The sequence below is a fragment of the Acinetobacter pseudolwoffii genome (assembly GCF_002803605.1).
GTDB lineage: Bacteria > Pseudomonadota > Gammaproteobacteria > Pseudomonadales > Moraxellaceae > Acinetobacter > Acinetobacter pseudolwoffii.
The window spans coordinates 35,380-49,376 of the sequence record NZ_PHRG01000012.1 but is presented as its reverse complement, the minus strand read 5'-3'; the positions used below and the strand labels follow the sequence as shown (position 1 = coordinate 49,376).

Below are 13,997 nucleotides of genomic sequence, written 5' to 3'. Positions count from 1 at the left end.
TGTCGGAGACCAAGCTTTCTGAGAGAATGTCCCGATGAAAAAAGTAAAATATACCCCTGAAATCAGAGAAAGAGCGGTTCAATTATTGATTGAATCCGAGAAAGATTATCCATCGAATTGGGCTGCGATCACCGCTATTGCTCCCTGAGCAGTATACTGCGCAAGGGTTGTACTCCTGAAACACTACGTGTTTGGTATCAAAAATATTTAGATAAACAAAATCCAGTTAAAGTACAGCAGCTTTCAGACCAAGAACGTATCAAACAACTGGAACGCGAAAATAAAGAACTGCAACGCGCCAATGAAATTCTACGTAAAGCAGCCGCTTTTTTCGCCCAGGCGGAGCTCGACCGCCCACACAAATAATGGTGGATTTTATCCATAATAATAAAGAGCTGTACGGAGTCGAGGCGATTTGTAGAATTTTACCGATCGCTGCTTCAACCTATTACCGGACTTTAGATCTCGCGGACAATCCAGAACATCGAGCGAAACGGGATCTGCATGACCTTCATCATGCTGAACAAATTAAACGAATTTGGAAGGAAAGTTCAGGTCGGTATGGTGTGCGTAAGGTCTGGCAACAACTGAAACGTGAAGGCTATGTGATTGCACGTTGTACAGTTGCTCGATTGATGCAAAAGCTAGGTATACAAGGTGTTTGGCGTGGTAAGAATAAACAAACCACCCGTAACCGAGATGACCAAAAACGGGCAGATGATTTAGTGAAACGTAATTTTAATGCTGATCATCCAAACCAACTATGGGTGGGTGACTTTACGTATATTCAAACTCATTCAGGCTGGGTATATACCGCATTTGTTATTGACGTGTTCTCACGAGCAATTGTTGGATGGAAAGTATCTACACGGATGAATACAGATATGGTGCTCGATGCATTGGAGCAAGCATTGCACGATCGAGGTATGCCTAAGAATGTGATTCATCATTCAGATAGAGGTGTTCAATATCTTTCTATTCGCTATACCAATCGTTTAGAAGCAGCAAATTTACGAGCATCAGTCGGTACGACAGGTGATTCATACGATAATGCTTTGGCTGAAACGGTGAATGGCTTATACAAAACAGAAGTGATTGAATATTTAAAAGCAGATTGGCAAGGTTTAGCGGATGTACAACTTGCGACATTAAATTGGGTAGATTGGTTCAACAAAAAGCGTGTACACAGTGCACTGGGTTATGTATCGCCTTTTGAGTTTGAAGCAATGTACTATGATAAGATTAATCCGTTAGGTCAGGTGGCCTAACTTAAATAAAAAAGTCTCCGACAAACCCGGTACGGTTCAGTTTCCATAAGATCGCTTCCATGATATTTCTACTATTCTTTGAACAGTAACAACCGTGTAATCGCATAGTATCTTGAATTTGCTGCCAGATATCATCAGTGAGAAGAGTGCGTGCCATTGGAAAAATATAGAAATGAAAAGAGCTTAAAGGGGGATTTTAAATATTTAAAACCAATTCTTCAAATGAGGACACGCCCTAAAATAAAAGGCACCTTATGTGCCTTTTAACCTTTTGGCTTTAATCGCAGAAAACAGCAAACTCTTCGGCAGGAACACGCGGTGTATGTAATTGATTCACCACTTGGTCTGGGTCGGCATAACCAAGTGCAATAGCGCAAACTAATTCTTCGTCTTCCGGTATACCCAGTACGTCTGCAACCACCTGATGAAAAGGATTCCATGCGGCTTGTGGACAACTGTCAATTCCACGGGCTTTGGCAGCAATCATTACATTTTGGATCATCATTGCAATATCCATTTTTGAACCTGTTTCTAAAATAGTATTTGCAGTAAAGAATAAACCCACAGGTGCATCGAACAGCTGATAATTGCGTAAAAGTTGCTGTTGCATTTTATTTTGTTCACCTTTTTGAATACCCAATAGACCGTACAAGCTCCAACCATTTTCACGGCGGCGCTCAATAAATGGCGAAGTCCATTTTATAGGATAATATTTAAAGGTTTCTTGATATAGATCCGCATTTTCTGGATTGGAAAAAATTTCTTTTTGTGCTGCACAAACCTTCTGTATCAATGCTTCTCGTTTTTGTCCAGTGACCACATAAACTTTCCAAGGCTGAATATTGTTGCCTGATGGTGCACGGCAGGCGATGTTTAAAATATCTTTGATGGTCTGTGTATCAAGTGGGGTATTTTTAAAAGCACGCACAGAATGCCTTGAGGTAATGGCTTGATCCACCAAGGTATGTTGCTGCATTCGAAACTCCTTTTAATCTTCATATTTTGATTTTATGTAACTTTATAAATTTTATCAGTCCTAAACCTTAGGCATCGCTAGAAATAAAAATCGTACTAATTCGTGCCAGTATCAGGTTGTGCAAGGTGGATCTGTTTTAGGCCTGCATTCAACTTGTTGAGTAAGTGGATTAAACTGGCTAAATCATCCAAGGCAAAGCCAGACATTGCTTGATGGTAGAACTGAAAAAATTGCTCCTGTAAGTCGAGCCAGCTTTGCTGTCCGGATGGCGTGAGAGCTACATTTTTAGCCCTTTTGTCTTGATGAGAGGTGACACGCTGTACACTGCCTTCACGCTCTAATCGTTTTAAGACATTGTCTAAGCTTTGCCGACTAATACCTAAATATTCTGTTAAGTCAGAAAATGACATACCTGCTTCGGTTAAGTGTGGTCGTGATAGGGCACCAAGTACTGCCCAATGTACTGGTGAAATACCTAATTCATTTAAACATTGGCGATCAAGACTATTACCTACCTGAAATAACCGAAAAAAAAGCCGATTATGAATCATATATAGAGATTGATCGTAAATTTCTGTATTTGAGCTTGGCATAATTATGGATCACATTTTGATATGAAAATTCTGAAAATAGTATATCGACTGTAGTAATAAAATGAACAAGCCAAAATTGATTTCGCTTAGCAAACCCTGATTTGCTGTACTTGGTCATTAATATAGTGCTCTGTTTCAACTTAACACTGGGTGAAATTAGCTCTTCGTTTTTCTAGAAAAGCCTGAATGCCTTCTGCTGCATCGACCGTCTGGCTGACATTGACAAATAATTCTGCTTCTAAAGCCAAACCCGCCCGAATATCCAGTTCAGATGCTGCCTGAACAGCTTTCATTGCATGTTGAATCGCAGCGGGAAATTGTAACCCGAATTCATCCAAATATTGACGACCGGTTTGAATGGGGTCACTCAAGTCTAGAATGCGGTTAATCAGTCCAATATGAAGGGCTTCTTCTGCCGTAATAATTTTTCCACTGATAATTAACTCCAGTGCTTTGGTCTGCCCGACTAGGCGAGGCAAGCGCTGTGTACCCCCATATCCGGGAATCAGTCCAAGCTTAATTTCAGGTAATCCCAGGCGTGCACTTGGGCTGCAAATTCGAAAGGTACATGCCATGGCCAATTCTAACCCCCCGCCTAAAACCGCGCCATTGATACAGGCAAGCGTAGGAAATTTTAATTGATTAATTTGCTCAAATAAACTTTGGCCGATTTGTATAGTATTTAAATGCGCTGCAGGGGTTTTGTTCTGCAGTTCTGTAATATCGGCACCTGCGCAAAATGCTTTATGACCATCACCTGTAAAAATTGCAGCGCGTAAGTTGAGTGGAGCAATTTCTGCGATGAATTCTTGCAGTTTGGCAATCATTTCGGCATTCAGCGCATTTCTTGCTTCGGGGCGCTTTAAGGTAATGATCGCGATATTGTCTTGATATTTTAGTTCCGCACTCATGCGCCAGTTCCTTGGTTTGATGTATTTAAAAGAATAGAATTTATTTAATTTATGTCAATACATATATTTAATTTTTAAATAAATAAGTATAAGTAGTTGCACTTGTTTAATTTAAATAAAAATATATGTAAAGATGTTGACATAAAATTACACCTAAATTAACCTATCAATGGCTAGTGAAAATCGGAAAAAGAGTGTTGAGACTTTTGAATGTAGCTCATCAAACAAAGGGTCATATCGCGATTTAAAAAAATGAAAAGCGAATTTGAAATTTGTTGAATCAGAAGAATTAAAACGGACAAGGAGTAGAGGTTATGCAGCATATTGATATGCAAAAAATGGCAAGTGAAGCAAAGTTTAACCGTTTCCATGCCAAGGTACTGATTTGGTGTTTAGTGATTATCATTTTAGATGGTTATGATATTGCGGTTTCTGGCGCAGCCTTACCTTCAATTATGGAACAAATGGGAGTAAGTGCTTCAACTGCTGGATTTATGATGAGTTCTGCACTATTTGGAATGATGTTCGGTGCAATGTTTTTTGGTGGTTTGGCGGATAAAATTGGTCGTCGCTTAACCATTGTAATCTGTGTTTTTTTATTTAGTGTTTTTACTGCGGTCGCAGGTTTAGCTGAAGACCCTGTGACTTTTAGTATTATCCGTTTTATTGCAGGTTTGGGAATTGGCGGGGTAATGCCAAATGTCGTTGCACAAATGACGGAGTATTCCCCTAAAAAAGTACGCACCGTAATGACTTCATTAATGTTTTCAGGTTATGCGGTAGGGGGGGTTTTAGCAGCAGTTTTAGGTAAGCAGTTTATTGTAGAGTTTGGTTGGCAAATTGTCTTTTATGCTGCGGCTATTCCAGTCCTTTTAATTCCCTTTATCTGGAAGTCAATGCCAGAGTCCCTCAGCTATTTAACTAAAAACAATAAAGAAAGCGAATTGAGAAGTCTGGTAACACAGATCGCGCCTGATCTTCAAATGGATAGTGACGCAAAATTTGTGAATGAGGCCAATATAAACAATGCTAAGCCTTCTATTGGACTGTTATTTAGTGATGGACGTGCCTTTAGTACGCTGATGTTCTGGGTCGCATTTTTCACCTGTTTATTCATGGTCTACGCCTTAAGTACCTGGTTAACCAAATTGATGGCAATGTCCGGTTACTCCCTTGGCTCAGCCCTTACTTTTGTGATCGCTTTGAATGTGGGCGCAATTGTTGGAGCAATAGGTGGAGGGTGGTTGGCAGATCGTTTTCACATTAAGTGGGTTTTGGTCATCATGTATAGCTTAGGGAGCGTATTCCTGTATTTAATGACCTTGCCAATGTCGATCAATATGCTGTATTTCACCATTGCTATGGTAGGAGCATGCACCACGGGTGCACAAATTGTTGCCTATTCTTATTGTGGGCAATTTTATCCAAGCATTATTCGTTCAACAGGAATTGGCATGGCCTCTGGCGTGGGACGTTTGGGAGCAATCGGAGCACCATTACTAATTGGCTTGATTGTGTCGCTAAATTTACCTATTCAACAAAATTTTATGGTAATTGCTTTGGCAGGTTTAATTGGTGCTGTGGCTTTATCTCTGATTAATCATAGACGTGCAGATATGGCACACGTACAGAGTGAAACCAATTTTAATTTAAAAGCTGAGGAAGTATAAAATGAAAGCAGTGGTTGCTGTAAAACGTGTGGTTGATGCCAACGTTAAAGTTCGCGTTAAACCCGACAATAGTGGGGTAGACCTGACTAACGTTAAAATGTCGATCAACCCATTCTGTGAAATCGCAGTGGAAGAAGCGGTTCGTTTAAAAGAAAAAGGAACAGTTTCAGAAATCGTTGTGGTTTCTATCGGTCCTAAAGAAGCGCAAGAACAAATCCGTTCTGCCATGGCTCTGGGTGCTGACCGCGGGATCCTGGTAGAAACGGCTGACGAGATTGGTGCACTTGAAGTGGCTAAAATCTTGAAAGGCATTGTAGAACAAGAAAAACCAGAACTGATCCTGCTCGGTAAACAAGCGATTGATGATGACTCGAACCAGGTCGGTCAGATGCTGGCTGCTTTACTGGGTGCCGGTCAAGGTACATTTGCTTCTGTCGTGAATGTTGCTGGCGACAAAGTTCAGGTGACTCGTGAAGTGGATGGTGGTTTACAAACGGTTGAATTGAACCTTCCTGCCATTATCACCACGGACTTACGTTTGAACGAGCCACGTTATGCTGCTCTGCCAAACATCATGAAAGCGCGTAAAAAACCGCTGGATGTGAAGTCACCTGCAGATTATGGCGTTTCAGCGACCACTAAACTTAAAACAGTGAAAGTTGAACCACCAGCAGAACGTAAAGCTGGCGTACAAGTGAAATCTGTTGACGAGCTTGTTGCAAAACTTAAAAACGAAGCGAAAGTGATCTAATACAGAAGGATAAAATCATGAGTATTTTAGTTATCGCTGAGCACGACAATAAAGCACTAAACGCTGCTACTTTAAACGTTGTTGCTGCAGCTCAAAAAATCGGTGGTGATATCACTGTATTGGTTGCGGGTTCTGGCGCTCAGGCCGTTGCTGACCAGGCGGCTCAAGTTGCGGGTGTCAGCAAGGTATTGCTTGCGGACAACGCGGCTTATGCACACCAGTTGGCTGAAAATGTGGCTAAACTCGTTGCCGAGTTAGGCAAAGGTTATTCACATATCCTGGCTGCATCGACTTCTAATGGTAAAAACGTATTGCCACGCGCTGCTGCACTTCTAGACGTTAGCATGATCACGGATATCATTGCTGTTGAAAGCCCTAAAACTTTCAAGCGTCCAATCTATGCAGGTAACGCCATTGCAACGGTTGAATCTTCTGAATCTATCGTGGTTGCAACTGTTCGTGGTACTGCATTTGATCCTGTCGCTACGACTGGTGGTTCTGCAGCAGTTGAAGCGGTAAGTGACGTTCAAGATGCTGGCATCTCTACGTTTATTTCTGAAGAGATTGTTAAATCTGAACGTCCTGAATTAACAGCTGCGCGTATTGTGGTGTCTGGTGGTCGCGGTGTGGGGTCAGGTGAAAACTATCACACAATCCTTGATCCGTTGGCGGACAAGCTGGGTGCTGCTCAAGGTGCTTCACGTGCTGCAGTGGATGCGGGCTTCGTTCCTAACGACATGCAAGTGGGTCAGACAGGTAAAATCGTTGCGCCTGACCTGTACATCGCTGTCGGTATTTCTGGTGCAATCCAGCATTTGGCGGGGATGAAAGATTCTAAAGTGATCGTTGCGATCAACAAGGATGAAGAAGCGCCAATCAATGCGGTTGCTGACTACTGGTTAGTGGGTGACTTGAACACTGTAGTTCCAGAGCTCGTTTCAAATATATGATCTAAAACATTGTATTCAAAATATTTATTTCGTAATACGAAACAAAAATAATGGTAAAGGAATTTACCGTAACACAGTAAACGGAGATCAATATGATTCGTGATCCAGAAATGCTTGAACAGCTTTTAGAAACGATTCGAAATTTTGTAAAAAATGAGCTTGTGCCATTAGAACACGAGGTTGAAGAAAGCAATGCCATTCCTGAACATATCGTGAATCAGATGAAAGAGCTGGGTTTATTTGGCTTAACCATTCCTGAGGAATATGGTGGTTTGGGCATTACCATGGAAGAAGAAATTCTAGTGGCACTGGAATTGGGTAAAACCTCGGCCGCTTTCCGCTCTTTGATTGGGACCAATAACGGCATTGGTTCCAGTGGTATCTTGATTGACGGAACAGAAGCACAAAAACAAAAATATTTGCCTCGTTATGCCAGCGGTGAATATATTGGTTCATTCTGTTTAACCGAGCCTGATTCAGGCTCAGATGCAGCCTCATTAAAAACCACAGCCACCAAAGATGGCGATCATTATATTTTAAACGGGACCAAGCGCTTCATTACCAATGCGCCACGTGCGACGACTTTTACAGTCATGGCATGCACCAATCCAGAGATTAAAGGCGCCAGCGGCATTTCTGCATTTTTAGTTGAAGCCGGTACACCGGGTTTATCTTTAGGCAAAATTGATAAAAAAATGGGGCAGCATGGTTCTTATACCTGTGACGTGATTTTTGATCATTGCCGCGTACATCAGGATCAGTTGATTGGCGGACAAGAAGGAATTGGCTTCAAAACCGCTATGCGCGTGCTCGATAAAGGCCGTTTGCATATTGCTGGATACAGTGTCGGCATGGCCGAACGCATGTTGGAAGATGCGCTGAATTATGCAGTTGAACGTAAACAGTTTGGTCAGGCGATTGCAAATTTTCAGCTCATTCAAGGGATGTTGGCTGATTCTAAAGCAGAAATCTATGCCGCAAAATGTATGGTCATGGATGCTGCACGTTTACGTGATGCAGGCCAAAATGTGACGACTGAATCTTCTTGCGCGAAAATGTTTGCCACTGAAATGTGTGGTCGTGTCGCAGATCGCTGTTTACAAATTCATGGCGGTGCGGGCTATATCAGTGAGTATTCGATTGAGCGTTTTTACCGCGATGTGCGTCTGTTCCGTTTATATGAAGGCACCACTCAAATTCAGCAGATTATTATTGCCCGTGAAATGATTAAACAAGCCACAGCATAAATACACGATCTAAATTTTTGGAATATAAAATATGAGTTCAAAAACAAAATTCAACTGGCAAGACCCGTTTTTAATCGAACAGCAATTAACTGAAGAAGAGCGCATGATTCGCGATTCTGCACATGCCTATTGCCAGGACAAATTGTTGCCTCGTGTACTTGAACAGTTCCGTCATGAACAGACCGATGCTTCCATCTTTCGTGAGATGGGCGAGTTGGGTTTGTTAGGCCCCACCATTCCTGAGCAATACGGTGGTGCAGGGTTGAACTATGTCAGCTATGGTCTGGTGGCCCGTGAAATTGAATATGTCGATTCAGGCTACCGTTCCATGGCGAGCGTGCAAAGCTCGCTGGTAATGGTGCCGATTAATGAATTTGGCTCTGAAGAACAGAAACAAAAATACTTGCCTAAACTGGCCACAGGTGAATACATTGGCTGCTTCGGCTTGACCGAACCGGATCATGGTTCTGATCCAGGCAGCATGATTAGCCGGGCCAAAAAGGTAGAGGGTGGTTATCGTTTATCTGGTGCGAAAATGTGGATTACTAACAGTCCAATTGCCGACGTGTTTGTGGTCTGGGCCAAAGAAGTATCGGAAGAAGGTAATGTCGGGGAGATCCGTGGCTTTATTCTGGAAAAAGGCTGGGAAGGGCTATCTGCACCAGCGATCCACGGCAAGGTGGGTTTGCGTGCCTCAATTACCGGTGAAATCGTGATGGATAATGTCTTCGTTCCTGAAGAAAATGCCTTCCCGGAAATTCGCGGCTTGCGTGGTCCATTTACCTGTCTCAACAGCGCACGTTATGGTATTGCCTGGGGTGCCATGGGCGCCGCAGAGTTCTGCTGGCATACAGCCCATCAATACACCATGGACCGCAAACAGTTCGGCCGTCCTTTGGCTGCGAACCAGCTGATTCAAAAGAAACTGGCCGATATGCAAACTGAAATTGCCTTGGGTTTACAGGTTGCCTTACGTTTCGGCCGCATGAAAGATGAAGGTATTGCATCAGTTGAAGGCACTTCACTGATCAAACGCAACAACTGTGGTAAAGCCCTGGATATTGCACGTTTGGCACGTGACATGCTCGGTGGAAACGGCATCAGTGATGAGTTCGGTGTGGCACGTCATCTGGTCAATCTGGAAGTGGTGAATACCTATGAAGGTACCCATGATGTGCATGCCTTGATTCTGGGGCGTGCACAAACAGGTATTGCTGCATTCTGTAATTAATTTGCTAAAAATAAACCATGTTTGGATTGGTGTCATTCACTGATTCAAATTTTTTAGCATGCAAGTATGCTGGTTTAGCATAGCTAAACCAGCTTTCCCTTGAAATATGGATGCTTTGTTTTCTTGCAGATTGAAAGGTTGTTATATTGTTTGCAAGAAATTGATTCAATGTAATTTTCTTTAAAGTGGCGCGTGTGCCATTGGTTTAGTTCTCTTGATTCGGGTTGCCACATATTTCTTAGACGGGGCTGGATCGTAAATTTTTATTAAAGATCGTCAATATGACCCGCAAAACCATATAAAACTGTAGCAATAAACTAAAAAAATGAGCCCTGGAAAGGACTCATTTTTAAATATAAGTTAAATTACGATATAGCCGATTTTTTAATTTGCACTACATGCCTCAGGTTTCATTCTCGATTTTAATACTTTTTAGTCCATCGTTGACTTTATTTAACAGGTGAATCAAGGTCACCACATCATCAAAAGAAATCTTGTTTAAAGCCTGTCCATAAAAATTAAAAAAATCAACTTGTAACTTATCCCAAACCTTAATACCTTCGGCAGTAAGTGCGACAGTTTTTGCACGTCTGTCATTTTCATTAATGATACGTTGTACTAAGCTATCACGTTCCAGTCGCTTCAAAACAGCATCTAAATTCTGACGACTGACGCCAAGATATTCAGTCAAATCTGAAAATGACATTCCCGATTTCACATGCGGTCGAGACAAAGCACCCAGTACGGCCCAATGTACAGGAGAAATACCTAATTCATTCGAGCACTGTCGGTCTAAGGTATTTCCGACCTGAAACAGCCTGAAAAAAAGTCTATTGTGGGCAGAGTATAAGGATTGATCATAATTTCTTGGTAGAGAATCACTCATTATAAAGACCAACCTGAAGAGAAAAGCGTTTAAATAAGAAAGAGTATACCTTATAGGTATTGATCATAAAACTAATTCCTTTTTTTCTATAACCCTTAAAAATTTATATGATGATTTTATAATTGATATTTAAAATCATAAGTTTAAATATTTAATTCCATTCTTATATCCAGACTCAATCTGTTCTGTATGCCTGGAATATCACTCTCATCAAACCATTTAAAAATTAAATTTAAAATACCTCATGATCAAGAGTTTTACTCTCCACTTACTCCAGATGGGTTTTCATGAATTCTAATTCGGGCAGCGGCTGGCTGACGAGATGAAAAATTAAAGGTTCTTTTTCATGAAAACTTCTTTGTTCTGTAATAAGCCCGCAACTTAAGTGAAATCTAAAGTTAAAAGTGGATGTGTGTCAATGCATTTAATTTATTAAAATATTATATTGTTGATAATATTGAATAAAATAAATTTATAAAATTAATTTATGTAAATATATTGACACAAAAACATTATAATCCTATCTTAGTGATTACAGGCGTTAAATGAACAATAGCCAACCAAAATTAGATAAAAATAGAGTAGGGAGACAGAGATGAAAGGGTTGAAGGATAAGGTCATTATCGTGACGGGTGGTGCAGGTGGAATTGGTTCTGCAACCTGTCGACGTCTGGCTGAAGAAGGTGCCAAAGTGGCGATCTTTGATATGAATATTGAAGCCGCAGAAAAACTGGCTACCGAGATTAATAACCAGAATGGTCAAGCTTTGGCCGTGCAGTGTGACATTACCCAAAGCGATGTCGTGGAGCAGGCCGTACAGAAAATAGAAGCAGAATTTGGGCCTGTAGATGGTTTAGTCAATAACGCAGGCTGGGATATTTTCAAACCCTTTGTCAAAAGCAATCCGCAAGAATGGGATAAACTGATTCAGATCAACTTGGTGGGTATGCTGAACATGCATTTTGCTGTACTTAAAGGCATGGTAGAGCGTAACTCTGGAAGTATTGTCAATATTGCCTCTGATGCTGCACGTGTGGGTTCTTCGGGTGAAGCGGTTTATGCGGCATGTAAGGGCGGACTGGTTTCATTTTCTAAAACACTGGCCCGTGAACATTCTCGCAACAACATCAAAATTAATGTGATTTGTCCAGGACCGACCGATACCGCTTTACTTGCAGGTGTGACTGAAGGTGCTTCAAATCCAGAGAAACTGCGTGAAGCCTTTGTACGCGCTATTCCACTTGGCCGTTTAGGTCAACCAGAAGACCTCGCTTCTTCAATCGCATTCTTCTTAAGTGATGACGCGAGCTTTATTACCGGACAAGTGCTGAGTGTTTCCGGCGGTTTAACCATGAACGGTTAAGCAAACCAGATCACAGTGATTAAAAATAAAAGTCAGATAGAGAAATACAGGAAGTAATAAAAATGATTTTTGAAGATATCTTATATGAAGTAAAAAATGGTGTAGCTTGGATCACCATCAACCGCCCAGAAAAAATGAATGCCTTTCGTGGCACCACCTGTGATGAATTAATCAAAGCCTTAAACAAGGCAGGCTATGACCGTGAAGTCGGTGCGATTGTACTGACGGGTGCCGGTGATCGTGCTTTCTGTACCGGCGGTGACCAGTCTGCACATGATGGTAATTATGATGGTCGTGGCACAATTGGCTTACCGATGGAAGAAATGCATACGGCAATTCGTGATGTACCTAAACCGGTGATTGCACGGGTACAAGGTTATGCGATTGGTGGTGGTAATGTATTGGCAACCATTTGTGACCTCACCATTTGCTCAGATAAAGCTATTTTCGGTCAAGTGGGTCCTAAAATGGGTTCTGTGGATCCAGGTTATGGCACAGCATATTTAGCTCGCGTTGTCGGCGAGAAAAAAGCCCGTGAAATCTGGTATATGTGCCGTCGTTATACTGGCCAGGAAGCAGTTGAGATGGGGCTTGCCAATAAATGTGTGCCGGCCAATCAACTGGATGCGGAAGTACAGGCCTGGGCAGAAGAAATCTGTCAGCGTAGTCCGACTGCCATCGCGATTGCCAAACGTAGCTTCAATATGGATACCGCGCATCAGGCAGGTATTGCCGGGATGGGCATGTATGCACTGAAATTGTATTACGATACAGAAGAATCACGCGAAGGGGTAAATGCGCTTAAAGAAAAACGCCAACCTGAATTCCGTAAGTACTACAAATAAGGAGCTATGTCATGAGTAAAAATCCTTATATCACCGAAGATTTAGAATTCTTAGCTGAAACGGCTGAAAAATTTGCCCAAAAATTTATTGCACCCGGTTTTTTAGAGCGTGATCAGAGTCGAGTATTTGATCGTGACCTGGTTAAAAAAATGGGTGAAATGGGATTTATTGCACCAGAATTGCCTGAACAGTACGGCGGTCAAGGGATGGGGCGTCTGGCTGCGGGGATTATTCATGAAGCCGTGGCCAAAGCCGATTTAAGTTTCTCCTATATCAACTTACTGGCTTCCCTGAATGGTCAGATTCTGGCGGAACATGGTCAACCTGAAGTGGTTGAGTCGTGGCTGAAAAAATTGACGGCGGGTGAAGCGATCTTTTCGATCGCATTAACTGAGCCGCGTGGCGGTTCAGATGCTGCCAACTTGCGTTTAAAAATCGAACGTGACGGCGATGAGTATGTTTTAAATGGCGAAAAAACTTCTATTTCCGCTGCCGATCAGGCCGATGCTTCGGTGGTGTTTGGCCGTACCGGATCAATTGAAGATGCTGCACATGGCGTAACGGCGCTCTTGGTTCCGATGGATTTGCCGGGAATCACGACCACACGTTTTGATTGTCATGGTCAGCGTGCGATTGGTCGCGGTTCGATTTTCTTTGATAATGTGCGTGTACCAGTCAATCATCGTCTAGGTGATGAAAACAAGGGTTTCGTGCAAGTCATGCAAGGCTTTGACTTTTCACGTGCTCTAATTGGGTTACAGGTTCTGGCGGTTGCCCGTGTCAGCCTGGATGAAGCCTGGGAATATGCGGCACAACGTGAAGCTTTTGGTCAGCCCTTAACCGCCTTTCAAGGGGTTTCGCATCCATTGGCCGAGTATGAAACTCAAGTGGAAGCAGCACGATTATTGTGCCTGCAAACCTTATGGTTAAAAGACAATCATCTCCCGCACACCTCCGAAGCCGGAATGTGTAAATGGTGGGGGCCAAAATTGGCTTATGATGTGATTCACCAATGCTTACTGACCTTTGGTCATGCCGGTTATGATCGAGGTGTGATGGAACAGCGTATGCGCGATGTGCTCGGCTTCCAGATTGGTGATGGTACCGCACAAATTATGAAAACTATTATTGCGCGTAAAAAAGCAGGCCGAAAAGCAGTCCCAGCCTAATAAGAGCCACTAAATTATGTAAAGTCCCATTTCTAATTGCTCAAATGTTTATTTGAGCAATATAGCAAAGCTCTACCTAAGATTTGGTGGCCAATGTCGATATTGTGATTTGAAATAAAACAATCGGATAATTATAA

The 13,997-nt window shown here is 42.2% G+C and carries 12 protein-coding genes, 2 pseudogenes and 1 other annotated feature; of the genes and pseudogenes, 9 read left to right on the top strand and 5 right to left on the bottom strand.

All coding sequences use genetic code 11. The features are described 5' to 3' along the window. Positions 1-34: 34 nt before the first annotated feature. Positions 35-1,268, top strand: a pseudogene (locus tag CWI32_RS13810) (IS3 family transposase). Continuing rightward, positions 324-440, top strand: a sequence feature (AL1L pseudoknot). Its footprint overlaps the pseudogene before it by 117 nt. A 25-nt stretch (positions 1,269-1,293) precedes the next feature. Here the strand turns inward: CWI32_RS13810 and CWI32_RS15395 are convergent. From CWI32_RS15395 to CWI32_RS13795, 4 genes and pseudogenes are all read right to left on the bottom strand, one after another. Next, positions 1,294-1,425: pseudogene (locus tag CWI32_RS15395) on the bottom strand (IS5/IS1182 family transposase); the annotation flags it as partial. Positions 1,426-1,545: 120 nt separating this feature from the next. Then, a complete protein-coding gene (locus CWI32_RS13805; protein WP_100535575.1) occupies positions 1,546-2,244 on the bottom strand; it encodes a nitroreductase in 699 nt (232 codons plus the stop codon). A 95-nt stretch (positions 2,245-2,339) separates the two neighbouring features. Beyond that, entirely contained in the window at positions 2,340-2,837 is a 498-nt protein-coding gene (locus CWI32_RS13800) for a MarR family winged helix-turn-helix transcriptional regulator (protein WP_100535574.1), read from the bottom strand. A 140-nt stretch (positions 2,838-2,977) separates the two neighbouring features. After that, on the bottom strand, positions 2,978-3,748 hold the full coding sequence (locus CWI32_RS13795; RefSeq protein WP_100535573.1) for an enoyl-CoA hydratase/isomerase family protein: 771 nt from the start codon (positions 3,746-3,748) through the stop codon (positions 2,978-2,980). Positions 3,749-4,062: 314 nt separating this feature from the next. On the opposite strand from CWI32_RS13795, the gene CWI32_RS13790 reads away from it, so the two are divergent. The 5 genes from CWI32_RS13790 (at position 4,063) to CWI32_RS13770 (ending at position 9,597) form a co-directional block, all read left to right on the top strand. Continuing rightward, complete coding sequence (locus CWI32_RS13790; RefSeq protein ID WP_100535572.1) at positions 4,063-5,418, top strand: MFS transporter; 1,356 nt, start codon at positions 4,063-4,065, stop codon at positions 5,416-5,418. Between the two features lies 1 nt (position 5,419). After that, positions 5,420-6,169 (top strand): electron transfer flavoprotein subunit beta/FixA family protein, encoded by a 750-nt coding sequence (locus tag CWI32_RS13785; protein WP_100535571.1) that lies wholly within the window; start codon positions 5,420-5,422, stop codon positions 6,167-6,169. 17 nt (positions 6,170-6,186) lie between these two features. Further along, positions 6,187-7,119 (top strand): FAD-binding protein, encoded by a 933-nt coding sequence (locus tag CWI32_RS13780; RefSeq protein WP_100535570.1) that lies wholly within the window; start codon positions 6,187-6,189, stop codon positions 7,117-7,119. Between the two features lie 92 nt (positions 7,120-7,211). Next, a complete protein-coding gene (locus CWI32_RS13775) occupies positions 7,212-8,366 on the top strand; it encodes an acyl-CoA dehydrogenase family protein (RefSeq protein WP_100535569.1) in 1,155 nt (384 codons plus the stop codon). A gap of 31 nt (positions 8,367-8,397) precedes the next feature. Beyond that, positions 8,398-9,597, top strand: coding sequence for an acyl-CoA dehydrogenase (locus CWI32_RS13770; protein WP_100535568.1), 1,200 nt, complete (start codon positions 8,398-8,400; stop codon positions 9,595-9,597). 403 nt (positions 9,598-10,000) lie between these two features. On the opposite strand, the gene CWI32_RS13765 is transcribed toward CWI32_RS13770, so the two are convergent. After that, positions 10,001-10,483, bottom strand: coding sequence for a MarR family winged helix-turn-helix transcriptional regulator (locus CWI32_RS13765; protein ID WP_067723172.1), 483 nt, complete (start codon positions 10,481-10,483; stop codon positions 10,001-10,003). A 595-nt stretch (positions 10,484-11,078) separates the two neighbouring features. On the opposite strand from CWI32_RS13765, the gene CWI32_RS13760 reads away from it, so the two are divergent. The 3 genes from CWI32_RS13760 to aliB all read left to right on the top strand — a co-directional run bounded on the left by CWI32_RS13760 (position 11,079) and on the right by aliB (position 13,860). Beyond that, positions 11,079-11,846: a glucose 1-dehydrogenase gene (locus CWI32_RS13760; protein ID WP_067723170.1), complete on the top strand. Its 768-nt coding sequence runs from the start codon at positions 11,079-11,081 to the stop codon at positions 11,844-11,846. A 62-nt stretch (positions 11,847-11,908) separates the two neighbouring features. Beyond that, the gene (badI, locus tag CWI32_RS13755; protein ID WP_100535567.1) at positions 11,909-12,691 is read left to right on the top strand and encodes a 2-ketocyclohexanecarboxyl-CoA hydrolase; all 783 of its coding nucleotides are present in this window, start codon (positions 11,909-11,911) and stop codon (positions 12,689-12,691) included. An 11-nt stretch (positions 12,692-12,702) separates the two neighbouring features. Next, the gene (gene aliB / locus CWI32_RS13750) at positions 12,703-13,860 is read left to right on the top strand and encodes a cyclohexanecarboxyl-CoA dehydrogenase (protein ID WP_086194090.1); all 1,158 of its coding nucleotides are present in this window, start codon (positions 12,703-12,705) and stop codon (positions 13,858-13,860) included. The last annotated feature ends 137 nt before the right edge of the window (positions 13,861-13,997 follow it).